The sequence below is a fragment of the Pseudonocardia ammonioxydans genome (assembly GCF_900115005.1).
In the GTDB taxonomy this organism is placed as follows: domain Bacteria; phylum Actinomycetota; class Actinomycetes; order Mycobacteriales; family Pseudonocardiaceae; genus Pseudonocardia; species Pseudonocardia ammonioxydans.
This window is the reverse complement of sequence record NZ_FOUY01000019.1, coordinates 1-25,993: the sequence shown is the minus strand read 5'-3', so window position 1 is coordinate 25,993 and position 25,993 is coordinate 1. Positions and strand designations below refer to the sequence as shown.

The 25,993-nt window shown below is 74.3% G+C and carries 24 protein-coding genes; 15 read left to right on the top strand and 9 right to left on the bottom strand.

All coding sequences use genetic code 11. From position 1 onward, the window contains the following. Positions 1-57: 57 nt before the first annotated feature. From BM093_RS18555 to BM093_RS36050, 4 genes are all read left to right on the top strand, one after another. The gene (locus BM093_RS18555; RefSeq protein WP_245773619.1) at positions 58-1,032 is read left to right on the top strand and encodes an SMP-30/gluconolactonase/LRE family protein; all 975 of its coding nucleotides are present in this window, start codon (positions 58-60) and stop codon (positions 1,030-1,032) included. A 23-nt stretch (positions 1,033-1,055) separates the two neighbouring features. Beyond that, on the top strand, positions 1,056-2,765 hold the full coding sequence (locus tag BM093_RS18550) for a class I adenylate-forming enzyme family protein (protein ID WP_177238566.1): 1,710 nt from the start codon (positions 1,056-1,058) through the stop codon (positions 2,763-2,765). Beyond that, on the top strand, positions 2,762-3,529 hold the full coding sequence (locus BM093_RS18545) for an enoyl-CoA hydratase/isomerase family protein (protein WP_093345470.1): 768 nt from the start codon (positions 2,762-2,764) through the stop codon (positions 3,527-3,529). The genes BM093_RS18550 and BM093_RS18545 overlap by 4 nt, the downstream gene beginning before the upstream one ends. Before the next feature lie 322 nt (positions 3,530-3,851). After that, the gene (locus tag BM093_RS36050; protein ID WP_177238565.1) at positions 3,852-4,250 is read left to right on the top strand and encodes a DUF2267 domain-containing protein; all 399 of its coding nucleotides are present in this window, start codon (positions 3,852-3,854) and stop codon (positions 4,248-4,250) included. Between the two features lie 131 nt (positions 4,251-4,381). On the opposite strand, the gene BM093_RS18535 is transcribed toward BM093_RS36050, so the two are convergent. Beyond that, positions 4,382-5,002 carry a TetR/AcrR family transcriptional regulator gene (locus tag BM093_RS18535; RefSeq protein WP_093345460.1) on the bottom strand — a complete coding sequence of 207 codons (621 nt, stop codon included), beginning with the start codon at positions 5,000-5,002 and terminating at the stop codon, positions 4,382-4,384. Positions 5,003-5,133: 131 nt separating this feature from the next. Here BM093_RS18535 and BM093_RS18530 point away from each other — a divergent pair, with 131 nt between their 5' ends. The 8 genes from BM093_RS18530 to BM093_RS36045 all read left to right on the top strand — a co-directional run bounded on the left by BM093_RS18530 (position 5,134) and on the right by BM093_RS36045 (position 12,293). Beyond that, positions 5,134-6,369 (top strand): acyl-CoA dehydrogenase family protein, encoded by a 1,236-nt coding sequence (locus BM093_RS18530; RefSeq protein ID WP_093345455.1) that lies wholly within the window; start codon positions 5,134-5,136, stop codon positions 6,367-6,369. Continuing rightward, positions 6,366-7,487 (top strand): acyl-CoA dehydrogenase family protein, encoded by a 1,122-nt coding sequence (locus BM093_RS18525; RefSeq protein ID WP_093345450.1) that lies wholly within the window; start codon positions 6,366-6,368, stop codon positions 7,485-7,487. The genes BM093_RS18530 and BM093_RS18525 overlap by 4 nt, the downstream gene beginning before the upstream one ends. An 11-nt stretch (positions 7,488-7,498) precedes the next feature. Then, complete coding sequence (locus tag BM093_RS18520; protein WP_093345443.1) at positions 7,499-8,284, top strand: enoyl-CoA hydratase/isomerase family protein; 786 nt, start codon at positions 7,499-7,501, stop codon at positions 8,282-8,284. Beyond that, complete coding sequence (locus BM093_RS18515; RefSeq protein WP_093345810.1) at positions 8,281-9,183, top strand: crotonase/enoyl-CoA hydratase family protein; 903 nt, start codon at positions 8,281-8,283, stop codon at positions 9,181-9,183. Before BM093_RS18520 ends, BM093_RS18515 begins: the two co-directional genes overlap by 4 nt. After that, positions 9,180-9,947, top strand: coding sequence for an SDR family NAD(P)-dependent oxidoreductase (locus BM093_RS18510; protein WP_093345438.1), 768 nt, complete (start codon positions 9,180-9,182; stop codon positions 9,945-9,947). Before BM093_RS18515 ends, BM093_RS18510 begins: the two co-directional genes overlap by 4 nt. A gap of 131 nt (positions 9,948-10,078) precedes the next feature. Continuing rightward, positions 10,079-11,665 (top strand): long-chain-fatty-acid--CoA ligase, encoded by a 1,587-nt coding sequence (locus BM093_RS18505; RefSeq protein WP_342743019.1) that lies wholly within the window; start codon positions 10,079-10,081, stop codon positions 11,663-11,665. A gap of 92 nt (positions 11,666-11,757) precedes the next feature. Then, on the top strand, positions 11,758-12,126 hold the full coding sequence (locus BM093_RS18500; protein ID WP_093345432.1) for a nucleotidyltransferase family protein: 369 nt from the start codon (positions 11,758-11,760) through the stop codon (positions 12,124-12,126). Next, positions 12,123-12,293: a hypothetical protein gene (locus tag BM093_RS36045; protein WP_177238564.1), complete on the top strand. Its 171-nt coding sequence runs from the start codon at positions 12,123-12,125 to the stop codon at positions 12,291-12,293. Before BM093_RS18500 ends, BM093_RS36045 begins: the two co-directional genes overlap by 4 nt. A gap of 1 nt (position 12,294) precedes the next feature. Here the strand turns inward: BM093_RS36045 and BM093_RS18495 are convergent, their stop codons facing one another. The 5 genes from BM093_RS18495 to BM093_RS18475 form a co-directional block, all read right to left on the bottom strand. Further along, positions 12,295-13,422: a glycosyltransferase family 4 protein gene (locus BM093_RS18495; protein ID WP_093345426.1), complete on the bottom strand. Its 1,128-nt coding sequence runs from the start codon at positions 13,420-13,422 to the stop codon at positions 12,295-12,297. Further along, positions 13,419-14,279, bottom strand: coding sequence for an alpha/beta fold hydrolase (locus BM093_RS18490; RefSeq protein WP_143105428.1), 861 nt, complete (start codon positions 14,277-14,279; stop codon positions 13,419-13,421). Before BM093_RS18490 ends, BM093_RS18495 begins: the two co-directional genes overlap by 4 nt. Continuing rightward, a complete protein-coding gene (locus tag BM093_RS18485) occupies positions 14,276-15,544 on the bottom strand; it encodes a glycosyltransferase (RefSeq protein WP_177238563.1) in 1,269 nt (422 codons plus the stop codon). Before BM093_RS18485 ends, BM093_RS18490 begins: the two co-directional genes overlap by 4 nt. Then, on the bottom strand, positions 15,532-16,152 hold the full coding sequence (locus tag BM093_RS18480; RefSeq protein WP_245773618.1) for a DedA family protein: 621 nt from the start codon (positions 16,150-16,152) through the stop codon (positions 15,532-15,534). The genes BM093_RS18485 and BM093_RS18480 overlap by 13 nt, the downstream gene beginning before the upstream one ends. A gap of 103 nt (positions 16,153-16,255) precedes the next feature. Continuing rightward, entirely contained in the window at positions 16,256-17,623 is a 1,368-nt protein-coding gene (locus tag BM093_RS18475) for a maltokinase N-terminal cap-like domain-containing protein (RefSeq protein WP_093345413.1), read from the bottom strand. A gap of 304 nt (positions 17,624-17,927) precedes the next feature. Here BM093_RS18475 and treS point away from each other — a divergent pair, with 304 nt between their 5' ends. Next, positions 17,928-20,243 (top strand): maltose alpha-D-glucosyltransferase, encoded by a 2,316-nt coding sequence (treS, locus tag BM093_RS18470; RefSeq protein ID WP_245773617.1) that lies wholly within the window; start codon positions 17,928-17,930, stop codon positions 20,241-20,243. A gap of 22 nt (positions 20,244-20,265) precedes the next feature. Here treS and BM093_RS18465 read toward each other — a convergent pair whose 3' ends face one another. Continuing rightward, the gene (locus BM093_RS18465; RefSeq protein ID WP_093345408.1) at positions 20,266-21,600 is read right to left on the bottom strand and encodes an MFS transporter; all 1,335 of its coding nucleotides are present in this window, start codon (positions 21,598-21,600) and stop codon (positions 20,266-20,268) included. Beyond that, positions 21,597-23,999, bottom strand: a complete 2,403-nt coding sequence (locus BM093_RS18460; RefSeq protein ID WP_177238562.1) for a PEP/pyruvate-binding domain-containing protein — start codon at positions 23,997-23,999, stop codon at positions 21,597-21,599. Before BM093_RS18460 ends, BM093_RS18465 begins: the two co-directional genes overlap by 4 nt. A 105-nt stretch (positions 24,000-24,104) precedes the next feature. Between BM093_RS18460 and BM093_RS18455 the strand changes: the two genes are divergently transcribed. Together BM093_RS18455 and BM093_RS18450 are read left to right on the top strand one after the other, a co-directional pair. Then, the gene (locus tag BM093_RS18455) at positions 24,105-24,758 is read left to right on the top strand and encodes a TetR/AcrR family transcriptional regulator (protein ID WP_218162822.1); all 654 of its coding nucleotides are present in this window, start codon (positions 24,105-24,107) and stop codon (positions 24,756-24,758) included. A 108-nt stretch (positions 24,759-24,866) separates the two neighbouring features. Beyond that, positions 24,867-25,676, top strand: coding sequence for an alpha/beta fold hydrolase (locus tag BM093_RS18450; protein ID WP_177238561.1), 810 nt, complete (start codon positions 24,867-24,869; stop codon positions 25,674-25,676). 17 nt (positions 25,677-25,693) lie between these two features. On the opposite strand, the gene BM093_RS18445 is transcribed toward BM093_RS18450, so the two are convergent. Continuing rightward, positions 25,694-25,993: integrase core domain-containing protein (locus BM093_RS18445; RefSeq protein WP_143105427.1), on the bottom strand; the 300-nt coding region annotated here is incomplete at its 5' end.

The following is a 25,993-nucleotide window of genomic DNA, read 5'->3' as shown; positions in this document are numbered from 1 at the left end:
CTTAACGATCGTTCAGCTATCAGCATCCGACCGTCACCGTCGACGAAGGGCTGGAGCATGGTCGTCTCCGATTCCACCACGGACACCACGACGAGCATCCCGATGCGCACGATCGCCACCGGGCTGCAGTTCCCCGAAGGACCGATCGCGCTGCGCGACGGCAGCGTCCTGCTCGTCGAGATCCGGCGCGGCACGCTGTCCCGCGTGGCGCCGGACGGCCGGGTCGAGGTCGTCGCCGAGCTGGGCGGCGGGCCCAACGGCGCCGCCATCGGCCCGGACGGCGCGGCCTACGTCTGCAACAACGGCGGCTTCGTCTGGCACGACCGGGACGGGATCACCGCGCCCGGCCACCAGCCCCCGGACTACATCGGCGGGCGGATCCAGCGGGTGGTGCTCGACGGCCCGGACGCGGGCACGGTCACCGACCTCTACACCTCCTGCGACGGCCGACCGCTGCGGGGCCCCAACGACATCGTGTTCGACGCCGACGGCGGGTTCTGGTTCACCGACCTGGGCAAGAGCCGCGCCCGCGACGGCGACACCGGTGCCCTGTACTACGCGCGCCCGGACGGCTCGTCGATCACCGAGGTGGTGCACCCGCTCGTGCAGCCCAACGGGGTCGGCCTCTCCCCGGACGGCTCCCGGGTGTACGTCGCCGAGACCGGCCCGGGGCGGGTGTGGTGCTGGGACGTCACCGGTCCGGGTCGGACCGCCTCCGCGGCGGACGGCCTCGGTGCCGGAGGGGCACGGTTGCTGCACGGGTTCGCCGGCTACCAGTTGCTGGACTCGTTGGCCGTCGACGGGGACGGCAACGTCTGCGTCGCCACGCTGGTGACCGGCGCGGTCAGCGTGCTCGCACCGGACGGCACGCTGCTGCGGCAGGTCCCGGTGCCCGAGCCCGACCCGTTCGTCACCAACATCTGCTTCGCCGGCGCCGGGTCGCGCACCGCCTGGGTCACCTCCTCCGGCCGCGGGATCCTGTACGCACTGGACTGGCCCGCGCCCGGCCTCGACCTGGCGTTCGCGGCATGAGCGCGCCCGGGAGTGAAGCCGCGGTGAGCCCGAGGGCGGCGCTGACCGCCCGGTTCACCGCACCGGGGGCGGAGTTCGAGGTCGTCGAGCGGGAGGTCCGCGGCATCCCGATGCGGGTCTACGCCAGGGGCCCGCAGACGCTGCGCGAGATCCTGCTCGACACCGTCGCGTTCGGCGAGCTGCCCTACCTGGTGTACGGCGACGAGCGCTGGACCTACGCCGAGCACCTGCGGCAGGTCGCCGGGCTCGCCCGCTGCCTGACGGGGGAGTACGGGCTGGTCAAGGGTGACCGCGTGGCCGTGACGATGCGCAACCACCCGGAGTGGTCGCCGATCTTCTACGCGGCACAGGTCGTGGGTCTGGTCGTGGTGCCGCTCAACGCGTGGTGGACGGCCGCCGAGCTCGGCTACGCCCTCGCCGACTCCGGGGCGCGGCTGGTGGTGGCCGACGCCGAGCGCGCCGCCCTGATCGCCCCACAGCTCTCCGGGGTCCCGCTCATCGAGGTGCGCGGTGGCGAACGACCGGCGCCGGGCGCCCGCCCCTGGGCCGACCTGCTCGCCGGCCTCGACCCGGACGCAGCCGTGCCCGACGCCGACGTGCACCCCGACGACGACGCCACCATTCTCTACACCTCCGGCACCACCGGGCGGCCCAAGGGCGCGATCGGCAGCCACCGCAACCACTGCACGAACGTCCGCAACACCCGGCTCGGCGCGTACGTGGGCGCCGCGATCGCGAACGGCGGCGAACCCCCGCCGGTCGACCCGGACGCTCCGCAGCCGGGCGGGCTGTGCACGTTCCCGCTGTTCCACATCGCGGGCATCACCAGCCTCTGCTACACCCCGCACACCGGCGGCAGGCTCGTCACGCAGTACCGGTGGGACCGGGCGGAGGCGCTGGAGCTGATCCGCCGCGAGTCGCTGACCGCGGTGTCCGGGGTGCCGACCGTGATGCGCGAGCTCGTCGAGGACGCGAGCGCCGACCCGGGGCAGGTGCCGACGCTGGCCGGGATCAGCATGGGCGGCAGCCCCGTGCCGCCGGAGCTGATCGGGCGCATCGACGCCGGGCTCGCCTCGCTGGTGACCCCGGCGAACGGCTACGGGCTCACCGAGACGACCTCGGCCGTGGTCTCCCACAGCGGCGCGGACTACGTCGCCCGGCCGGACAGCGTCGGGCGCCCGATGCCCGGGACCGACGTCCGCGTCGTCGACCCGGGGAGCGGTGCGGACGTACCCGCGGGCGCGGTCGGGGAGCTGTGGTTCCGAGGCCCGAACATCGTCCGCGGCTACTGGAACGACCCGGAGGCGACGGCGGCGGCGTTCACCGACGGCTGGTTCCACACCGGAGATCTGGGCCGGGTGGACGGCGGACTGGTCGTCGTCGTGGACCGGATGAAGGACGTCGTGATCCGCGGCGGGGAGAACATCTACTGCGCCGAGGTGGAGGCCGCGCTGTTCGAGCACCCGGCCGTCGGTGACGTGGCGATCGTCGGGGTTCCGCACGAGTCGCTGGGGGAGGAGGCCGTCGCCGTGGTGCACCTGCGGTCCGGCACACCCGGTCCGGACGTGGCCGCACGGCTGCGTGCGCACGTCGGCGAGCGGCTAGCGTCGTTCGCGGTGCCCGCGCACGTGGTGTTCCGCACCGAGCCACTGCCGCGGACCCCGAGCGGGAAGGTGCTCAAGCGCGACCTGCGCGGCCCGGTGGCCGCCGAGGTCCGGGGAGGGCGGGCATGACCGAGCAGGACGTCCGGTACGAGGTCGACGGCCACATCGGACTGATCACATTGGACCGGCCCGAGGTGCACAACGCGCTGCGCAGGCGCACCTACGACGAGCTCACCGAGCTGGTGCGCACGACGACCGCCCGGGTGCTCGTGGTGACCGGGGCCGGCCGCTCGTTCTGCTCCGGCGACGACGTGCGGGAGCTCATGGGCGGTGGCGAGGACGCGCCGCCGCGCCCGGCCCCGCGGCTCACCCCGGCCGCCGGCGCGCTGCTGGGGACCGACGTCCCGGTGATCGCCGCGGTGAACGGCCCGGCCGTCGGGTGGGGGATGGAGCTGGCGCTGATGGCCGACCTGCGGGTCGCGGGCCGGCGGGCCCGGTTCGGCGAGCTGTTCGTCGAGCGGGGCCTGTGCAGCGACGTCGCCGGGATCGCCCGGCTGGCCCAGCTGGTCGGCCGGGAACGGGCCGCGGAGCTGCTGTTCACCGGCGAGGTGATCGACGCCGAGCAGGCGGAACGGATCGGCCTGGTCGGGCGGGTCGTCGACGACGACGCCCTGCTGCCCACGGCGCTCGAGCGGGCCCGGACGATCGCGGCCAAGCCGCCGCTCGCCGTCGCCGCCCTCAAGCGCGGGCTGCGCCGCAGCCTCGACCCGGACTGGACCGAGCTGGGCCGCTGGGTGAGCAGCACCCTCGGTGAGCTGTTCGGCACCGAGGACCACCGGGAGGGCGTGCGCGCGTTCCTGGAGAAGCGCGCACCCCGTTACGTCGGCCGCTGAGAACCGGTCCGGGTCACGGACCGGTTCCCGGGCCCGGCTCCGTCAGCCTCGACGGCCGTACATACGGGCGTGGCAGCGGTTGATGTCGTGCACGATGAAACGCATCCGGGAAATGATCCTGGCCATGGCGGGTCCCCTTTACGGGCGGGGTGGGAAAAGGAATCGGTGGTGCGAGGTCCCGCTGCTGGAACTGCGCGGTCACCTGCAGACTACCCGTCATCCCGGGGTGCCCACACCCCCGATCTGCACCGGCTCGTCACACGTTTCGCGAGGGCGGCACCGGGAATCACGTGAGCATTCGCAACCTCGGGGAGTGGCGACCATGACGGCGTACGAGTTCCTGATCGACCTCCGCCGGCGCGGCGGTTTCGCGAACCTCGCCGCGGCCGAGGCGGCCGCGCGGGCCGTTCTCGGGGTGCTCGCCACGCGGCTCGACGCCGACGAGGCGGACGAGCTCGCGGCGCGGCTGCCCGAACCGCTGGGCGAGGCCCTGTACCGGCCGCTCGCCGCGCCCGGGCAGGTGCCGGCGGACCTGGCGCCGGCCGATCTCGCGCAGCGGGTCGCCGCGGTGCTCGGCATCGGCGACGACGTCGCGCGGTCCCGGACCGAGGCCGTGCTGGCGGCGACCGTCGAGGCCGTGCCCGAACCGCGGCTGCGCCGGGTCCTGAGCAGGCGCCCGGCCGGGCACACCGCGCCGGCCGGCCACCCGGAGCCGGCCTGACGGTCGCCTCGTGAGCCGCGCACCCGGCAGCGGCATGATCAGCGAGTCGTGTGAGTCAGATGCCGGATCCGGCACCTGTCCTGCACCACTTTCTGATCATGTGCCCCGGCGCCCGCGCAGAACCGAGGCGCTCATGCCCGGTGGTCGACGATCCGCAGCGCGATCGCGGCGTAGCGCTCGGCCAGCTGCGGCAGCGTGATGTCGCCGCCGGGCTCGTACCACTGGGCGATCGCGTTGCAGGCGGCGACGATCGCCCGCCGGGCGTCGTCGGGGTGCTGGATGTGGAACGCCCCGCGCGCGACGCCGTCGGCGATGATGTCGGCCCACAGCCGGGTGGCCGAGCGGCGCAGCCCCTCGAGCCGCTCCCGGTTCTCCGGTTCGAGGTTGCGCCACTCCAGGGTGGAGATGTTGCTCTCCACCTGGCGCGCCACCCGGTACTCGACGGTCACGCGCACGAGCGCGTCCAGGCGGTCCACCGGGTCGTCACCGGTGCCGCGCAGGGCGTCGTCGCAGCGCTGGAAGTAGTCGTGGGTGCTCTCCTCGATCAGCGCGGCGAGCAGGTGCTGCTTGCTGGGGTGCCAGTAGTAGAGCGCCGAGAGGGACAGCCCGGCCCGGCGGGCGATGTCCCGGATGGAGGTGCCGTGGTAGCCGCGCTCGGCGAAGCTCTCGCGGGCGGCCGCGGTGATGGCGTCCCGGCCACCGCCGCGTGGGGGCGGGCCGGTGCCGTTCCGCTCGGCGGGTGCACTGCTCACCGCGACAGCATGACCGATCCCGGTCCCCGTGACACAGCCGACGGCGCGGCCCCGGGCCGATCGTTGTGCACTTAACGATTGATCGGTAAGTTCGGTCGCCACCGCCCCCGTCGATGTGGAGGGAGCCGCGCATGACCGCGGTCGACGAGACCGAGAACGCTGCGACGCAGGACTATCGCAGCGCGCTCCGTGCCTGGCTCGGTGCGCACGCCCCCGGCCCGGTCGCCGGGCCGACGCCCGAGGAGCACCTGCGCCGGGCCCGTGAGTTCCAGGCCGCGCTCTACGACGCCGGCTACTCCGGCATCACCTGGCCGAAGGAGGTCGGCGGGCAGGGGCTCGGCCAGGCCGAGCAGCAGGTCTTCGCCGACGAGGCCGCCGCGTTCGACCTGCCGCTCTACCCGTTCATGATCGGGATGGGGATGTGCGGGCCGACGATCGTCGACCTCGGCACGACCGAGCAGCGCGAGCGCTACCTGCCACCGCTGCTGCGCGGCGAGGAGATCTGGTGCCAGCTGTTCTCCGAGCCCGGCGCCGGCTCCGACGTCGCCAGCCTGCAGGCCCGCGCGGTCCTCGACGGTGACCGCTGGGTGGTCAACGGCCAGAAGGTGTGGACGACCAACGCCCAGTTCGCCGACTACGGCGCGCTGCTCGCGCGCACCGACCCGGACCGGCCCAAGCACGCCGGCCTGACCATGTTCATCGTCGACATGCACGCTCCCGGGGTCACCGTGCGTCCGCTGAAGGACATGTCCGGGCGCGCGCCGTTCAACGAGGTCTACTTCGACGACGTCGAGATCCCGGCGCAGAACGTGATCGGCGAGGTCGGCCGGGGCTGGCAGGCCGCGGTGACCATGCTCGGCCACGAGCGGGTCTCGATCGGCGGCCGGGGCAAGGCGAAGAGCAACCCGCTGGAGTTCGCCCGGCTCGTCGAGCTGGCCCGGCGCACCGGGGCCGACCGGGACCCGGGCGCCCGCGAGCGGCTCGCCGAGCTCTACGCGCACGAGCGCGCGCTCGAGCTGTTCAACGCCCGCATGCGCCAGGAGGCCACCGCGGGCCGGCCCCCGGGTGCCCGCGGGTCGGTGGCGAAGCTGGCCGGGGCGCTGCAGCTGCGCCGCGCCATCGAGGTCGCCGGCGAGCTTGCCGGCGCCGACGCGGTCGCCTGGGACCCCGACGACGAGCGCGGCACCGAGCTCGCGATCGCGATCAACGCCGCGCCGTCGTCGAGCATCGCCGGCGGCACCAACGAGATCCAGCGCGGCATCATCGGCGAGCGCATCCTCGGCCTGCCGAAGGAGCCGCAGGTCGACCGGGACGTCCCGTTCCGTGAGCTCGCGGTGGGCACCCAGCGACGGGAGGGAGACCGGTGAAGCTCGTCCTCGACGCCGAGCAGGAGGACCTGCGCGCGGCGGTGCGCAAGTTCCTGTCCGACAAGGCGCCCTCCGAGCGGGTGCGGGCCGTCATGGACGGCGGCCCGGAAGAGGGCCCCGGCCACGACCCGGCCGTGTGGTCCGGGCTCGCGGCACAGGGTGTGCTCGGGCTGGTCGTGCCCGAGGAGCTGGGCGGTGCCGGAGCAGGTCACGTGGAGCGGGCGGTGGTCGCCGAGGAGCTGGGCCGCGCGCTCACCCCGGTGCCGTTCCTGGCCTCCGCGGTGCTGGCGACCGACGCGCTGCTGGCCCTCGACGACGACGCCGCCCGCACCGAGCTGCTGCCCCGGCTGGCCGCGGGTGAGCTGGTCGGCACCGTGGCCGTCGCCGAGCGCGGCGGTGCGTGGGACCGCACCGGCGGTGCCACCACGGCCACCGAGCGGGACGGGCGCTGGGAGCTCACCGGGACCAAGACCCCGGTGCTCGCCGGCGACACCGCCGACGTCGTGCTGGTCGTCGCGCGCACCCCGGACGGCCCGGGCTGGTTCGCCGTCGACGCCGGGGCGGACGGGCTCACCCGCACACGCTTGAACGGGCTCGACCCGACCCGCCGCGTCGCACGCCTGGAGTTCGACGCGACCCCCGCCCGCCGGCTCGCGGCCACCGACGCCACCGCCGCCGTGGACCTGGTCGCCGACCTCGCCGCCGTCGCGCTCGCCGCCGAGCAGACCGGCGTGCTGGCACGGGCGATGGAGCTGACCGTGGACTACGCGAAGGTGCGGGTCCAGTTCGGCCGTCCGATCGGCTCCTACCAGGCCGTCAAGCACGGCTGCGCCGACATGTACAGCGCCTGGGAGCACGCGGTGTCGGTGGTGCGCTACGCCGCGTGGACCGCCGACCAGGACCGCGCCGAGCTTCCGGTCGCCGCCTCGCTGGCCCAGACCTACCTCGGCCCGGCGGCGTTCACCACCGCCACCGGGATGGTCCAGTACCACGGCGGCGTCGGCTACACCTGGGAACACGACGCACACCTGTACTACAAGCGCGCCAAGAGTGCCGAGCAGCTGCTGGGGCCGCCGTCGGCGCATCGCGCCCGGCTCGCCGACCGGCTCGGCGTGTAGGAGGCACACTCATGACCGAGGACGTCCTGCTGACCCACCGCGAGGGTGGGGTGCTGACGCTGACCCTGAACCGGCCGCGTCGCAAGAACGCGATCGACGGGCAGCTGTGGGACGCGCTGCGCGAGCAGCTCGCCGTCGCCCGCGACGACACCGACGTGCGTGCGCTCGTGCTCACCGGCGCCGGCGGCGACTTCTGCGCGGGCGCGGACCTCGCGGCCGGGGACCGCGAGGGGCACCCGCTGGACCGGATGCGGCGGATCAACGAGGTCGCGTTGCTGTTGCACGAGCTGCCGATCCCGTCGGTGGCCCGGGTGGACGGCGTCGCCGTGGGCGCCGGCTGGAACCTCGCGCTCGGCTGCGACCTGGTGGTGGCCACGCCGGAGGCGAGGTTCTCCCAGATCTTCGCCAAGCGTGGGCTGTCGCTGGACTTCGGCGGGTCCTGGCTGCTGCCCAAGCTCGTGGGGCTGCAGCAGGCCAAGCGGCTCGCGCTGCTCGCCGAGATGATCGGCGCCGAGGAGGCGCACCGGCTCGGGCTGGTCACCTGGGTGGTCGACGGCGCCGAGATCGATGCCTTCGTCACCGACCTCGGTGCCCGGCTCGCGGCGGCGGCACCGGTGGCCCTGGCCCAGTCCAAGGCCCTGCTGCACGAGGGGGCCGACTCGACGATGCGCGAGGCGCTGGCGAGCGAGGCCCGCACCCAGTCGATCAACTTCGCCACCGCGGACGCCCCGGCGGCGTTCGTGGCCTTCACCGAGAAGCGCGACCCGGTGTTCACCGGTGAGTGGGTGGTCCGGTGAGCAGGTACACCGAGAGCTCCTACACAGAGATTCGGCTCGACGTCGACGCCGGCGTCGCCACGATCACCCTGGACCGGCCGGACAAGCTCAACGCGTTCACGGCCACGATGGCCCGCGAGCTGCTCGCCGCGTTCGACGCCACCGACGCCGACGAGGACGTCCGCGTGGTGGTGCTGACCGGCGCGGGCCGCGGGTTCTGCGCGGGCGCGGACCTCGGCCGGGGCGGGCGGACCTTCGACGCCACCGACGAACAGCGGACGGCCGAGCGCGCCGACTTCGGCACCGTCGGCGGGGTCCCGCGCGACGGCGGCGGGATCGTGTCGCTGCGGATCGCGGCGTCGACCAAGCCGGTGATCGTCGCGGTGAACGGGCCCGCCGTCGGTGTCGGAGCGACGATGACGCTGCCCGCCGACATCCGCATCGCCGCGGACACCGCCCGGTTCGGGTTCGTGTTCGCCCGGCGCGGCCTGGTGCCGGAGGCGGCCTCGAGCTGGTTCCTGCCCCGGGTCGTGGGCATCTCCCAGGCGATGGAGTGGGTGGCGACGGGCCGGGTGTTCGACGCGTCCGAGGCGCTCGCCGGCGGGCTCGTCTCGCGGGTCGTCCCCGGCGCGGAGCTGGACTCGACCGTGCGCGCGATCGCCACCGAGATCGTCGACAACACCTCGGCGGTCTCGGTCGCGCTGAGCCGCCGGATGCTCTGGTCGATGCTCGGTGCCGAGTCGCCGTGGGAGGCGCACCGGGCCGACTCGCGCGCGATCTTCACGCTGGGCCAGGGCGCGGACGCCGCCGAGGGCGTCGCCTCGTTCCTGGAGAAGCGCCCACCGGCGTTCCCGGGCCGGGTGGGCGACCACCTCGACGTCGTGCCCGGCTGGCCGGACCGGCCGGAGGGCATGGCGTGACCGGGCTCTTCGACCTCACCGGGCACGTCGCGCTCGTGACCGGCGGGAACTCCGGGATCGGGCTGGGCATGGCGCACGGGCTCGCGCAGTGCGGCGCCGACGTCTGCCTCTGGGGCACCAACCCCGACCGCAACGCGACGGCCGCGGCGGAGCTCGCCGCGCACGGCACCCGCGTGCACGCGATCCGCTGCGACGTCGGCGACGAGGACGCGGTGACGGCGAGCTTCGCCGAGACGCTGGAGAGGTTCGGCCGGGTCGACTCGTGCTTCGCGAACGCGGGCGTGAGCGGGTCCGGCTCGCGGTTCGTCGAGACCGGACTCGACGAGTTCCGCCGGGTCACCCGGGTCAACCTCGAGGGCGCCTTCCTGACCCTGCGCACGGCGGCCGGTCACATGGTCGAGCGCGGCGGGGGCGGGGTGCTGGTGGGTACCTCGAGCGTGTCGACGGTGCACGGCGCGCCGCGGAACCAGGCCTACGCGGCGAGCAAGGCCGGGCTGACCGCGATCATCAAGGGCTGCGCGGTCGAGCTGGCCCGCTACGGGATCAACGCGCACTCGATCATCGCGGGCTGGACGGAGACCCCGCTGGCCTCGCCGGCGCTGCACAGCGAGGCGTTCGAGCGCAACGTCCTCAAGCGCATGCCGCAGCGGCGCTGGGGCGAGCCCGGCGACTTCGCCCGGCTCGCCGTCTACCTCGCCGCCGGGACCGGAGGTTTCCACACCGGCGACGAGATCGTCGTCGACGGGGCGTACTCGATCTTCTGAGTCCGCCCCCGACCCCCGTTCGCACCTGGTGGACCACGGGGGTCGTGCAGTACACACACATCGCAGTACACACACCGATCGATCGTTCAGCACCGTTCCAGGACCGCAGCGCGAGCACGCCGAGGACGCCGATGACCGCGACACACCCTGCAGCCACGACCGCCGGAACAGCCGGGGCCACGACGACAGCGACCACGCCCGGCCGGGGCATGACGATGAGCGACCTCGTCGCCCGGCACGCGCGGGGCACCCCCGACGAGGTCGCGTTCGTCGACCCGTCGCACCGCCGCACCTACCGGGAGCTCGACGACCGGGTGACCCGCCTCGCCCACGTGCTGCTCGAGCGGGGGACCGGGCCCGGGGACCGGGTCGCCGTCCTGGGGCTCAACAGCATCGAGGTCGTCGAGGCGTGGCTGGCCGTGCTGCGGATCGGCGCGATCGCCGTACCGGTGAACTTCCGGCTCGCGGCGAGCGAGATCGCCTACGCCCTGCGCGACAGCGGGGCCTGCGTGGTGATCTCCGACGAGGCCTTCGCGCCGGTCGTCGAGCAGGCCCGTGCCGACGCGGCCGAGGTCCGCTCCACGATCACCTTCGGGGACGCGTACGAGCAGCTCCTCGCCGGCGCCCCCGGCACCTGGGAGGAGCGGCCGATCCCGGACGAGGCACCGGCCTACATCATGTACACCTCGGGGACCACCGGGTTCCCCAAGGGCGCGGTGCTCACCCACCGCAACCTCTACCTGCACGCGTTCTGCTCGATGGCGACCATGGGCACCACCGGCGACGACCGGGTCTGGATGTCGGCGGCGCCGCTGTTCCACATCGCCGGGCTCTCCGGGATGCTGCCGGTGCTGATCACCGGCGGCAAGGTCGTCATCCCGCCGTCCGGCGGCTTCGACCCCGCGCAGACGGTGCGGACGCTGGCCGACGAGGGCGTCACCTCGTGCTTCATGGTCCCGGCGCAGTGGCAGGCCGTCTGCGCCGTGCCGGACCTGGGCGGCCACGACCTGTCCCGGCTGCGGCGGATCTCCTGGGGCGCGGCCCCGGCGTCCACCACGCTGCTCCGCACGATGATCGACTCGTTCCCGCAGGCCGAGGTCTGCACCGCGTTCGGGCAGACCGAGTGCAGCCCGGTGACCACGAACCTCAAGGGCGAGGACTCGATCCGCAAGATCGGTTCCGTGGGCACCCCGATGGTCGGCGTCGAGGTGCGGGTGGTCGACGACGACATGAACGACGTCCCGCGCGGCGAGATCGGCGAGATCGTCTACCGCAGCCCGATGGTGATGTCCGGCTACTGGAACAAGCCCGAGGAGACCGCCGAGGCGTTCCGCGGCGGCTGGTTCCACTCCGGTGACCTGGTGCGCGAGGACCCCGACGGCTACCTCTACGTCGTCGATCGCAAGAAGGACATGATCATCTCGGGCGGGGAGAACATCTACTGCGCCGAGGTGGAGAACGTCCTGGCCGGGCACCCGAAGATCGCCGAGGTGGCGCTGATCGGCGTGCCGGACCCGAAGTGGGGCGAGACCCCGCTGGCGATCATCGCCCCGCGCGACCCGGCCGACCCGCCCACGGACGACGAGATCGAGGCCTACTCCCGGCAGCACCTGGCCGCCTACAAGCGGCCGCGGAAGGTACAGCTGGTCGACGCGCTGCCGCGCAACCCCAGCGGCAAGGTCGTCAAGCCGGTACTGCGGGAACAATACGGCTCGTGAGTGGTTATCGCGGCTCCCACCGCGAAAACCACTCACGGAGCGATGACGCACCGTCGACCGGCCCGCGGGCCGGGCTGACCCGACTCGAGGCGATGGCCGGCGACGGCCGTCTCGATGCGCTGTGCGAGCGGCACGGGATCGCCGTCCTGACCGTGTTCGGCAGCGCTGCACGGGACGACTCCCACCCGCGGGACCTCGACGTCGCCGTGCTTCCCCGCCCCGGGACGCGTGTCGAGATCATGCCGCTGCTGGCGGAGCTGCAGGACGCAGCCGGAGGAGACATCGACCTCGCCCTGCTGGACACCGCCGGAGCGGTCCTGCGGGAACGTGCCCTGGTCGGGGCGCTCCCGCTCTACGAGCACCGGCCGGGGGAGTGGGCCCGAGCCGCGACGGCGGCGGTCCAGGAACGGATGGACACCGCCTGGATGCGACGCCTCGACCTGGACCTGTTGGCCGGATGACCCCCCGTGAGCTCGACATCGAGACGGTGGTGAACCGCCTCCGGACGATGCGTCGCCTGTTGGAGCAACTCGGGCGGCTTCGCGACGGAGACGTCCCCGGCGACGAGTTCGGCCGCCGGCTCCAGCTCGAACGCATCCTGTCGGCCGTGCGGGCCCGGTCGTCCTGACTCACCCCCGGCGCCGAGCGACGGCCTGCCTCAGCACCGCCAGCAGCGCCTCGGCCGCCCCGTCCCAGGTCTGCGCGGCCGCCCGTGCCCGCACCCGCTCCGAGCGGGCGGTCCACGAGACCCCGGAGTCGAGGGACCGGACGGCCGCGGCGAACCCGGCGGCGTCGTCCGGGTCGGCGAACAGCCCGGCGTCCCCGGCGACCTCGCGGAACGCCGGGATGTCGGAGACGACGACCGGGCACCCCCGGGCCATCGCCTCGAGGACCGGCAGCCCGAAGCCCTCGTCGCGCGACGCCGACACCAGCGCCGTCGCCCCGTCGAGCAGCGCGCGGTAGCCCTCGTCGTCGACGCCGTCGTGGAACACCGGGCGGGCCGGTGCGGCCAGCCGCTCGATCTCGGCCCGCACCCCGTCCGGGACGGGGGAGACCAGGTGCAGCTCGTGGTCGGGCAGCAGCGCCGCGGCCCGGGCCAGGGTGGCGACGTTCTTGTACGGCATGAACGAGCCCGCGTAGACCAGCCGGTTGCCGCCGGGGCGGGACCGCGGCGGGGTGGTCGACGGCAGGTGGAAGTCGGTGGCGTCCGGGACGACCGCGACCGGGCGGCGGGTCAGCCGGTGTGTGTCGACGAGGTCCCCGGTCGCCCGCGAGACCACGGCGACGGCGTCCGCCCCGGCGAGCAGCACCCGCTGCGGCCACCAGGACAGGTGGTAGGCGCGCCAGATCGCCCGCACCGGGGCGGGCAGCCAGGGCGGTGGCGCCGGGTGCCGGTAGTAGATGAGGTCGTGCACGGTGAGCACGACCGCGTAGCGGCGGCCCAGCGTGCCCATCGTCTGCATCGGACTGAAGACGACGGTGTCTTCGGGGGTGGTCTCCGGGGCGGATGCCGGCGCGGTGTCCGAGTCGGACACCAGCCGGTTGACGTGCCGGGCCACCAGCGGCTCCCCGGCCCCGGTCGGCGCGGGCAGGGTGTGCGCGGGCCGGTCCGGGAGACCTTCGCGCTGGCGCGGGTCCGAGACCAGCAGCTCCACCGGGTGCAGCCGGTCCAGCGCCCGCACCAGGCCGGTGGTGTAGCGCCCGATCCCGTCAGGTCTCCCGGGCCGGATGTAGCGGCAGTCGACGAGGATCCTCACCGGGCGAGGAACCCGCTGATCTCGTCGGCGGCCCAGGCCGGTGCCTCGTAGTGCAGCAGGTGGCCGACCTCCGGCAGGACGACGAGCCGGGCGTCCGGGAACGCGGCGGCCAGCGCGTGCTGCCCGGCCGCCGGCGCGACCCGGTCCCGGCCGCCGGCCAGCAGCAGCACCGGTGCGCTCACCTGCGGTGCCCACGGCAGTGCCGAGCCCGCGCCCGCCGCGCGGAAGGTCTCCATCAGCGACGCGGTCGAGGCGAAGGTCCCGAAGTGCGTCCGGTGCTCGGCGGTGATCCACCGACGCAGCTCCGGGTCGGTGGTGGTGGCCATCGACGCGGTCGCGGCGTCGGCGAGCAGCCGGTGCCGCAGCACCCGCTCGAGCCCGAGCCGGGCTGCACCCTCGTGCAACCAGGACGTCACCCGGGTGCCGGCGCCGGTGATCCCACCGGCCGCCGAGGCCGGCTCGGCGATCGGGTTGAGCAGGACCACGGCCCGGGGAGAGGCGGCAGCGCTTGCCGCAGCCGCGACGAGCGAACCGAACGAGTGCCCCAGCAGCGCCGTGCCCGGACCCAGCTCGCGCAGCAGCGCGGCCGCCCAGCGGGCGTAGCCGGCGACGTCGTGCGCGCGGTCGCGGAACGGGGGCGACATCCCGAACCCCGGCAGGTCCGGCACGACGACCCGGAGCCCCGGCAGCCGGGTCGCCAGCGGGGCCAGCCCGTGGTGGCTGCCCCGCAACCCGTGCAGGGCCAGCAGCGTGGGCGCCCCCGCGGGCCCGAAGGTGTGCACGGCGGTGGGCGCGCCGTCGACGACCCACTCGTCACGCACGGCCCCGGTGGCCGGGGTGGGCCAGGCCGCTGTCACCGGCCGGACCCGACCCGCCGCCGCGCCCCTGCGCCCGGCGCCCGGCGGAACGCCCGGACCGGCACGACCGGCCGGACCCGGGTCCGGTACAGCTCCTCGACGGTGTCGAGCGTGGTCGCCATCGAGTGCTCCCCGGCGATGCGCAGGCTGGCGGTGCCGAGCTCGGCGGCCGCCGCCGGGTCGCCGAGCACGCGGGCGAGCCGGTCGGCGAGCGCCGCGACGTCGCCGTGCGGGTAGCGCCAGCCGTTCTCGCCCTGGCGGGCCAGGTGCGGCAGCGCGCCCGCGTCCACGGCGACGACCGGCTTCCCGGTCGCCATCGCCTCCAGCGTCACCAGGCTCTGCAGCTCCGCGGTCCCGGCGTTGGCGAACACGTCCAGTGCGGTGTAGACGTCGGGGATCTCGTCGTCGTCGAGCCGGCCGGTGAAGGTGACGGCGTGCTCGACGCCCGCGGTGCGTGCGGCCGCCTGCAACCGTCCCCGCTGCTCGCCGTCCCCGACGACCACCAGCCGCGCGTCCGGGACGGCGCCTGCCCGGCCCGGCCCGCCGCGGAGCAGCGCCAGCGCGTGCACGATCTCGTCGACGTGCTTCTCCCGGTCGAGGCGCCCGACGAACCCGACGAGCGGGCTCTCCCGCGGGATCCCGTGCCGGTCCCGGAACGCCGGGCCGCGGCCGTCGGTGTCGGGGCGGAACCGGGACAGGTCGAGCCCGTTGGAGACCGGCAGCACCGGCCCGGGGACGCCGTTGCGCTCGGCGAGCGAGGCGGCGAGCGGGGTCGGCGCGGTGACCAGCCCGGCGCGCTCCAGCACCCGCACCGCGTCCCACCAGAACAGCTTCTTGAGCTGTGCCTGCGGCAGGTGCAGGAAGCTGATCGCCGGGATGATGTTCTCCGGGATCATGTGGGTGGTCGCCATCGCCGGGATCCCGAGGTCGGCGGCGGCGGTCAGCAGCATCCGGCCGAGCACCATGTGGCTCTGCACGTGCACGACGTCGGGCCGGACGCGGCGCAGGATCCGCCGTGCCGTCTGCCGCAGCCCGGGTGGTGGGCAGAGCCGGAACCCGGCCGGCTTCGGCACCGGGAACGAGCGGACCCGGTGCTCGGTCACCGGGCCCACCCGGCGTGCGGGCCGGCTGCGGATCCCCCGCGCCGGTGCCACGACGTGCACCTCGTGCCCGCGCTCGGCCAGGCCGGCGGCCAGCCGTCGCGCGGCGTAGCTGGCCCCGTTGACATCCGGCGCCCAGGTGTCGGCCCCGATCAGGACACGCACACGTTCTCCTTCCGCGAGGTCGCGGCGCGCATCCACAGCGCACGCCCGGCCACCAGCACCAGGCCGGTGCCGAGCCCCACCGCGACGATGATCCACGGGCGATCGGCCAGCTCCGCGGCGACGTGCCCGCCCACCGCCCAGCCGATGCCGACGAGCAGCGCGGCCCGGACCGCGGTGGCGGACACCACCCAGGCCAGGAACCGGCCGTAGGGCACCCCCGCCAGGCCGGTGGCCAGGAACGCGGGGATGGCTCCGACATCGACCAGTTTGGCGCCGAGCACCACCTGGGGCAGACGGCCCCCCATGTTCTCCCGCAACGACTCCCGGCGCTCGGCGTGCAGGCCCAGTCTGTCCAGGACCCCGGCGACGAGCGGGTGGCGGCCACCGCGGCCGAGTGCGTAGAAGACGGTGTCGGCGAGGACGTCCGCGGCGACCGCGACCAGCCACACCGTCCACCAGTCGACGAGCCCGGCGCCGGCCAGCGAGCCGGCGATGACGGTGACGACGGGGCCCTCCAGGAGCACGCCGACGGCGAGCACGGCCAGCGTCAGGCCGATCGTGCCCGGCTCGGGCGAGAGCATCAGCCCGAGTACGTCCGTCGTGTCCATGGTGGTCCTCCCCATCGGAGGATTCCACGATCTCGCGGCCGCCCGCCCGGGGCGTCGGGCCTTGCCCGGGCGACGGTCTCGCGAAGGTCCGGTGACTACCTGTTTACGCCGACGGTCCGGACGTGCTACGGGCGATGGCGGCGAGTGGGATCGGCAGCCAGGTCGGACGGCTCCGGGTCTCGTACAGCACCTGGTAGACCGCCTTGTCCAGCTCGTATGCGCGGAGCAACGCCGCCTGCCCGCGGGGGTCGGAACCGGTGCGGGCCGCGTAGCCGGCGCAGAACGCGTCGCGGGCCGCGGCCGACCAGTCGCGTGCGGCCCGCGACCCGGGAGTGTTCGAACCGAGACCTGCGCCGGGCGTGTCGGAGCGGGTCAGCAGGTGGTGGAAGGCCGCGTAGTCGAACGAGAACAGCATCCCGACGACGTCGCGCACCGCCGCGTCCGGGGCGCGGCGCTCGGCCGGTGTGGCCGCCGGCTCCCCCTCGAAGTCGATGATCAGCCAGTCCCCGCCGGGGCGGCGCAGGGTCTGGCCGAGGTGCAGGTCGCCGTGCACGCGCTGCACGGGGACCGGGGCGCCGAGTGCGGCGACGTCGTCGTAGACGGCGCGCACCGCCGGGACGTGTGGGGCGAGCACCGGGACCTGGGCCGCGACGTGGTCGAGCCGGGCGGTCCAGTAGCGGGCCATCCCGGCCGGGTCCGCCTCGGTCGTGCCGAGCTCGTCGCGCAGGGCCAGGTGCACGTCGGCGAGCGCCGTACCGAGCGCGCGGGCGTCGGCGGTGAAATCGGTGCCGTCGCGGACCGCGGCGACCGCACGCTCCCAGCCGTCCTCGGAGCCGGCCGCGAACTCCTGCAGCAGGCCGTAGGTGGCGGGCTCGCCGTCGAGCGTGCCCTCGATGCCGCCCTGCAGCGCGGCGACCGATGTGGAGCCTGCGGCGCGCAGGGCGCGGTGCAGCTCCAGGTCGGGGTTCGGGCCGGGGGAGAGCCGCCGGTAGATCTTGAGGATCGACCGCTGTCCCCACCGGACCGAGGTGTTGGACTGTTCGGCGTCGACGACCCGGCCGGTCTCCTCCAGCGGCAGCACCGAGCCCGGTTCGGGCACGAACGACAGACCGTCCACCGAGGTCCCCTCGGCGATCGCACGCAGGATCCAGGCGGTGACCGCGGGGTCGTGCAGCCCGTCGTGGAGCGTCTCACCGCCGACGGTCCCGATCACCGCCGCGTCCGGCGGTGCGCCGGTCCCGCGTGCCAGGTGCAGCTGGTAGTGGCGGTCCGGGCCGTCGGCGAACGACACGGCCAGGACGACGACGTCGAGCCCGGTCAGGCCGTCGGGCGGGGGCAGCGCGATCCGGGAGGCGATCCGGATCCCCTGGAGCGGGCGGCCCTTCTCGGCGAACCAGCGTCGTCCGGGCAGCCAGCCCCGCAGCAGCTCGGGGAGCTCCGTGAGGTGGTCGGATGCTCCGGTCGGACCCACGCGTCGTCCCCTTTCCGCCGGGCCGGTCGCCGGCTCGGTCCTGCTGGTGACGACCCTAACCGGGACCGCCGTGCCGGGCCCGGTGTGCGGTCCGCCCGCTGGTACCGTCCGGGCCGGATCGCTCCGCCCGCCCGGTCGTGGGCGGTGCCCCCGCTTCCGCCCGGGCGCGTCCGTGGCCGGAAACCCATACTGATCCCGGTGCCCGCGTCTCGGCGACGGTGCCCGCGCGAGGTGCGCGCGGTCGCGGTCGTGGAACGGAACGCGGGCGTCGCGAGCACCGACACCGACCCGGAGGACCGGCGGCGTGACCGAGCGAGACCCGATGGCCGAGATCCCCGAGACGACCGAGCGGGTGCCTGCGGATCCGGTGGCCGGCGTCGCCTCGGTCCCGCCGGAGCCCGAGCAGCTGCCCGACCCGCTCGAGGTCAACTTCGCCGAGTACTTCCACGAGGCCCGGCCGCGCACCCTGCGGCACCGGGCCCGGGTGAAGTCGACCGTGCGGCGCCGCTCGGTCGCCCAGGACGGCCCGGCCACCGGCGACAACCCGGTGTACGTGTCGTGGCTGCTGGCCGGGTCGATGCTGGGCCACGCCGACGAGCTCGCCCGGCAGTTCTCCGGCCAGGGCTCGATGTGGCAGAACCCGTTCGCCAGCCCGGGCCCGCGGCACGCGGTGGAGACCGCGTCGGTGTGGTTCACCGCCTACCCGATCTCGCTGATCACCCGGGAGGGGACCTCGTTCCTCGCCGAGCTCGGGGACGCCGATCTCTGGCAGGCGTTCGAGACGATCGGCATCGAGGCCGTCCACACCGGGCCGGTGAAGCGGGCCGGCGGGCTGTCCGGGTGGCAGCCGACGCCGAGCGTCGACGGGCACTTCGACCGGATCTCCAACGAGATCGACCCGGTGTTCGGCACCGAGGACGAGTTCCGTGCCATGTGCGCCATCGCCACCTGGCACGGCGGCACGATCATCGACGACATCGTGCCCGGGCACACCGGCAAGGGCGCCGACTTCCGGCTCGCCGAGCTCGGGTACGGCGACTACCCGGGCATCTACCACATGGTCGAGATCGAGCCGGCGGACTGGGGCACGCTGCCCGAGGTACCGGTCGGGCGCGACTCGGTGAACCTCGACGCCGCCACCGAGGAGGCGCTGGAGAAGGCCGGCTACATCGTCGGCAGGCTGCAGCGGGTGATCTTCTTCCGGGAGGGGGTGAAGGAGACAAACTGGTCGGTGACCGGCGAGGTGACCGGGGCCGACGGCGTCGTCCGCCGGTGGGTCTACCTGCACTACTTCAAGGACGGGCAGCCGTCGGTGAACTGGCTGGACCCGACGTTCGCCGGGATGCGGATGGTCATCGGCGACGCCCTGCACTCGCTGGCAGACCTCGGCTCGGGCGCGCTGCGGCTCGACGCCAACGGCTTCCTCGGGGTCGAGAAGTCCGCGTCCGGGACGCCCGGCTGGTCGGAGGGACACCCGCTGTCGGAGGCCGCGAACCACCTCATCGCCTCGATGGTCCGCAAGGTCGGCGGGTTCACCTTCCAGGAGCTGAACCTGACTGTCGACGACATCAAGGTCACCTCCGAGGCCGGCGCCGACCTGTCGTACGACTTCATCAACCGGCCCGCCTACCACCACGCACTGGCCACCGCAGACACCGAGTTCCTGCGGCTGACGCTGCGCACCGCGCTCGAGGTCGGCGTCGATCCGGCATCGCTGGTGCACGCGCTGCAGAACCACGACGAGCTCACCTACGAGCTCGTGCACTGGACGGCCGGGCACGCGAACGAGACCTACACCTTCCGCGGGGAGGAGATCACCGGCCTCGACCTGGCCGACACCGTGCGGCGGGACCTGTGCGAGCAGCTCACCGGACCGGACGCGCCCTACAACCTGATCTTCACGACGAACGGGATCGCCTGCACCAGCGCGACGGTGATCGCCGCCGCGCTCGGGATCGGAGCGCTCGACGACATCGGGCCCGACGACGTCGAGCGCATCCGGCGGGTGCACCTGTTGCTGGTCATGTTCAACGCGTTCCAGCCCGGGGTGTTCGCGCTGTCCGGCTGGGACCTGCTGGGGATGCTGACCCTGCCCCCGGAGCGGGTCTCCGACCTGCTCGCCTCCGGTGACACACGGTGGGTGTCGCGCCCCGCGCACGACCTGATGGGGAACCGGCCCGACGCCGAGGGGTCGTCGTCGGGGATGCCGCGCGGGCGCAGCCTGTACGGCACGCTGCCCGACCAGCTCGCCGACGAGACCAGCTTCGCCCGGCAGATGCAGGCGATCCTCGCGGTGCGCAAGCACTGCGGGGTGGCGACGGCGCGGCAGGTCGACGTCCCGGACGTCTCGCACCGCGGCCTGCTGGTGATGGTGCACGCCCTCGACGACGGGCGGACCCAGGTCACGGTGCTCAACTTCGCCGACGAGCAGGTGGACGCCGCGGTGCGGTCCGAGCACCTGGAGCCCGGTGCCACGGTGCGTGACCTGTTCTCCGGCGAGGACCTCGGCACCGTCGACGACCTGCAGGGGTTCCGGCTCGACATGACGCCGTTCCGGGCCACGGCGGTCGTCCTGGAACCGCCGGTGCCGGCCGACGACGCGGCGCCGGCTCCGGCCTGACCGGTGGGAGCCACCGACCGGATCAGGCCGGCCGGGGCAGCGTGGCCGCGACGGCGACCCCGATCGCGGCGGTGCCCGCGAGCACGGCGAACAGCACGGTGTCGGCGGCAGGCGAGGTGAGGGCCAGCGGACCGGCGAGCAGGCTCGTGCCGACGATGCTGCCCAGGTAGCGGCTGGTGAAGAACACCCCCGTCGCCATCCCGGTGTCGCGCTGGTCGACGCCGTGCAGGGCACCCAGCTGGAAGGCCGGCATCGACAGGCCGACCCCGGCACCGACCACACCCAGGGCGACGACCAGCAGCGGGAGCGGGAGCCCGGTCGGGTCGAGCAGCAGTGGTACCAGGCCGAGCAGCAGGAGCGTCAGCCCGGCGACGGCGGGCAACCGCAGCCCGGCCCGGTCCGCGAGCCGCCCGCCGAGCAGGGCCAGTGGCGAGGACGCGAGCGTCAGCGCGCCCAGGACGAGGCCCGCCTGCGCGCCGTCGATCCCGCGGTCGTGCAGCAGCTGCGGTACGGCGAGCAGCGTGACGTAGAAGACGAGGTTGGCCAGCCCGATGCCGGTCGCCGCGGCGATGAAGCTGCGCCGGGCGAACAGGTGCGGCGGGAGCACCGCGTCCGGACGGCGCCGCTGGTGGCGGACGAACGCCCACGTCGCCACGACCAGCACCACCCCGGCGACGACGAGTGCCGCACCGCCGGGGGCGGTGTCCAGGGTGAGGGTCAAGCCGACGAGCAGGGCGCACAACCACCCCGCCCCGACGATGTCGAACCCGCCGGGGTTCTCCGCGCGCGCGGCGCCCGGCACCACCCACCAGCCCAGGACCAGGGCGAACGCGGTCACCGGGAGGTTGACCAGGAAGATCGCCTGCCAGCTGCCGACCTCGACCAGGACGCCGCCGAGCACCGGCCCGACCGCGGCCGCCAGCGGCAGCACGGCGCCGATCACGCCGAAGGCGCGGCCCAGCCGGTCGGGCGGCGCGACCTGACGCAGCAGGGCGAACCCGGTCGGTGTCGTCAGCGCGGCCGCGACGGCCTGGACGACCCGGCACGCGATGAGCAGCGGCAGGCTGTGCACGAGCGGTGCCAGCGCGGAGGCCACGAAGAACAGCCCGTACCCGGTGAGCAGGACCGGCCGTGGCCCGAGCCGGTCGCCGAGCTTGCCGGCGACCGGCTGCAGCGCGGCCATCGCGATCAGGTACGCGGTGACCAGCCAGCTCATCGCGGCGGCGTCGACGCCGAGGTCCAGTGCCATCGGCGGCAGCGCGACCGCGATCATGGTGGAGTTCAGCGGGCCGAGCACGGCGCCGCACAGGACGACGGCGGTGACCGCGCCCGCCCGGGCGGGACGGGTGGCGGTCACCGGAGGGTGCCGGCGAGCTCGACCGTGCCGGCGCCGCCGTCCACGACGACCTGCTGCCCGTCGGAGAGCACCCGGGTGGCGTTCACGGTGCCCATGACCGCGGGGATCCCGTGCTCGCGGGCCACGATCGCGGCGTGCGACGCCGCCCCACCCGTGTCGACGACGACCGCGGCGGCCAGCGCGAACAGCGGTGTCCACGTCGGGTTGGAGTAGGGGCAGACCAGGACCTCGCCGTCCTGCAGGTTCGCGAACTCCGACTCGTCGCGCACGATCCGGACCGGGCCGGTGGCCGTCCCCCGGGCGGCCGGGGTGCCGCGTACCCGTCCCTCGTCGTCGGGCCGGGTCTGCAGGCGCGCCGGAATGATCGTGTATCCGGGCAGCGCGGCCCGGCGGGCGGCCTTGCGGGTGGCGACGACGTCCCGGACGGCGGCGGGTGGCAGTGTCGTGGCCTCGCTGCGCTCCGGGGCCGCCAACTCGCTGCGCTCCAGGTAGGCGATGTCCTCGGCCGCGTCGAGCACGTCGCGCTCGACGAACCGGCGCCCCAGCTCCAGGAGGACCCGGCGGGCGACGGCCAGCGTCATCACCAGCTGGTAGTGGCTGTCCTCCCGGAACCCGGCGGTCCGGCGCTGCACCTCGACGAGCCGCCGGATCACCGGCGTGAGCAGGCGGGCCCGCAGGCCGCGTGCGCGGTGCAGCTCGACGCGGCCGCGCGCGAGCCGGGCCGCACCGTCGCTGTCGGCGGGCGGGCCCTGCGCGAGGCCCTTGATGAGCCCGTGCGCCACCTCCGGGGTCTCTCGCAGCGGCGGTAGCCCGACCGTGAAGATGGACATCTCCCGGAACCCGAACTCACGCAGGTAGGTCTCGACGTCGGCGAGCAGCGCCCGGCCCGGCGCCGACTCCTGCAGCCGTGCGGCCACGTCCGCGGCCGGCTGCTCGCGGTAGATCCGCAGCAGCTCCGGGTCGGCCCGGACGGCCGCGGCGATCCGGTCGATCGTGGCGTTGGCCTCGGTCGTCACGCACGGCACCGCGGACATCAGCCCGGCGTGCAGCCGGTCGGCCCGCTCCCGGCCGACGACGGCGGCGATCAGCCGCCCGACGGCGAGCTCGGCCAGCAACCCGCGGGGCATCGCCCCGAACCGGGACGGCATGAGTGAGCCCAGCGTGCCCATCAGGGCATCGACCTGCTCGAGGAGCTCGGCGTCGGAGGGCGCACCGAGGTCGGCCGCGTCGACCCGCCGGCACAGCGCCACCAGGGTCTCGTCCGACCGGGCGCGCCAGCCGGTGGTCGAGGTGCTCAGCAACCGGATGAGTGCCGGGACGGCTCGTGGTGCGCCGGTGAGCGCGCGGTGGGTGAACCGGATCTGCTGCGGCGGGACGACCTGGACCACCCCGTCGCCGATCTCGACGATGGCCTCGCCGAGCGTCGGAGTGGCCAGGCCCGCCGCCCGGGCGGCGTCGATGATCGCGCGGATCGCCGGGCGGAGGAACAGTGAGACGTCCATCGGGAATGGGGGGAACGGCATGTGGTCGGCGGCCATCCCGTAGTCGCGGCGCGTCCGCGTGCGGTCCTGTGCCGCCGGCTCGGCGGGCTGCTCGGGGGGTAGCGCGGTCAGCGGCCGGGCCTGCACCAGCAGGAGCCGACCCCCCGCCCGGGTCCACTCGAGGTCCTGCGGGCAGCCGAAGGCCTCCTCGACGTCGCGGCCGAGCCGTACCAGCGCGTCGGTGTCCGGTACCGACGCCGATCCGCCGACCCGGCACGCGGTCGCCTTGTCCAGGACGACGTGCTCGCCGCTGACCGTGCCCGACACCAGGTCCTCGCCGAGACCGCGCACCGCCTCGATCACCACGTGGTCGCGTCGCCCGCTCACCGGGTCCACGGTGAACAGGACCCCGGCCCACTCGGCGTCCACCATCTCCTGGACGACGACGGCCAGCGCCAGCCCGCTCTCGTCCCAGCCCTGGTGCGCGCGGTAGGCGACCGCCCGCGGCGTCCAGAGCGAGGCCCAGCAGTCGCGGACGGCGTCGAGCACCGCCAGCTCGCCGTCGACGCCGAGGTAGGTGTCGTGCTGGCCGGCGAACGAGGCGTCGGCCAGGTCCTCCGCGGTGCCGGACGAGCGGACGGCCACCGGCCCGCCGATCCCGGCGTAGGCGGCCAGCACCGCCGCGGCCACCCGCTCGGGTATCGGAGCCTGCGGGATCCGCTCGTGCAGCTCGGCGGCCGGGCGGTCGGCGAGCCCGGTGGCCTCGAGGAAGTCGCGGTAGGCCGCGGTGGTCACGACGAACCCGTCGGGCACCGGGAACCCGGCGCCGATCAGCGCACCGAGGCCGGCGCCCTTGCCGCCGACGAGCGCGATCTCGCGCGGTCCCACGTGCGGCAGCGGAAGTGTGTAGTCGGCCACGGCGGGCTCCTCGCAACGGGGTTCGGCCAATGTTCACCGTCTGATGGAGTTGGACGCTACTGGGCTGTAACCTCATATTCAACAAGCGATGAACAAAGTTGGCGGATGACGGTGGACGAACCGGACGAGATGGCGGAACAGCACGAGCCGGACACGGTCGCCCGGCGCGGCCGGTGGCGCACCGGGGAACGCAGCCGCCGGCGCATCCTCGATGCGGCCCGCGCGTTGTTCGCCGAACGCGGCTACGACCGCGCCACCGTCCGCCGGATCGCGGCCACCGCGCAGGTCGACCCGGCGATGGTCTACTACTTCTTCGAGACCAAGTCGCGGCTGTTCACCGAGGCGCTGGCGCTGCCGGTCAACCCGGCAGAGGAGGTCGCGGCCGAGCTCTCGGGGGGAGTCGACGGGCTGGGGGAGCGCATCGTCCGGCACTTCCTGGACGTCTGGGACCGGGCTCCCACGGTCGAGCCGATGCTCGCGCTGCTGCGCTCCGCGCCGACCGACGAGCGTTCGGCCGCGATGTTCACCGGGTACATCGAGCAGGAGATCATCGCCCGGATCGCCACGGTCGTCCCGGAGCCGGCCCGCCTGCGAGCCGAGCTGGTCGGCTCCCACCTGATGGGCCTGCTGCTCGCCCGCCACGTGCTCCGTATCGAGCCGCTCGCCTCGACCTCGCCGGACACCGTCGCGACCTGGATGGGCCCGACCCTGCAGCGCTACCTCACCGACCCGGCCCCGGCCCCGGACCCGACGGCCTGACCTCCGGGCGGGACCGCCGCGCGTCGGCCGGGCCCTCCCCGGGGGGACGGACGTGACGGTTCTCGCGGACGGCTGCGCGGCTCGTCGTCGTGCCGCAGGCTGCAGCACGTGACGATCGCACGACTCAACGGGATCCGGCTGTCCTGGACCGACCACGGCGGCGACGGGCCGCCCGCCGTCCTGGTGATGGGCACCGGGAGTCCCGGCCGGGTCTGGGACGTGCACCAGGTCCCGGCCCTGCGCCGGGCAGGGCTGCGCGTGGTGACGGTGGACAACCGCGGGATCCCGCCCACCGATGAGTGCGCGGCCGGGTTCACCGTCGGCGACATGGCCGCCGACGTCGCCGCGCTGATCGAACACCTCGACGCGGGCCCGGCCGCCGTCGTCGGGACCTCGCTGGGGTCGCGGGTGGTGCTCGAGCTGGCGCTGGCCCGCCCGGACCTGGTCGGCCGGGTCGCGGCACTGGCCGCGCACGCCCGGTTGAACCCGGTGCAGGAGGCGTACACCGCCGGGCTGGTCGCCGCCTCCGAGGCCGGCGTCGACCTGCCGGTACAGCTGTGGTCGGCGATGCAGGCGACGCACAACCTGTCACCGTCCACACTCGACGACGATCGGGCGGCCCGGGACTGGCTGGACGTGATCGGCTTCGGCGGGGCGGGTGTCCGGGCAGGACACCGTGCCCAGCTGCGGGTGTCGCTGGAGCTCGACGACCGTCGCGACGCCTACCGGGGCATCGGTGTGCCGGTGCTGGTCGTCGCGTTCGCCGACGACCGGGCCATCCCGGTGCGGCTGTCCCGTGAGGTCGCCGACGCCGTGCCCGGGGCGCGCTACGCCGAGATCGCCGACGCCGGGCACTACGGCTATCTGGAGCGCCCGGCCGAGGTGAACCGGGTGCTGGTGGACTTCCTGACCGGCTGACCGGCCGGCGCCCGTCTCTAGATGTGTGATCCGGAGAGGTTGGTGACGCGGTCGGCTGGTGCGTGGCCTCGGATTCCGGTGTGGGGTCGGTGGAAGTTGTACCAGTCGAGCCAGTCCCCGAACGCGACCTGGCGTTCGGTCTCGGACTGATACGGCTGGTGGTAGGCCCACTCGTCGACCATGGTGCGGTGGAAACGCTCCACTTTCCCGTTCGTCTGCGGGCGCCAGGGCCGGGTGAACCGGCGCCCGATGCCCAAGTCATGACAGGTCTGGCGCCAGGTGGTCTTGCGGTAGGACCAGGCGTTATCGGTGAGCAC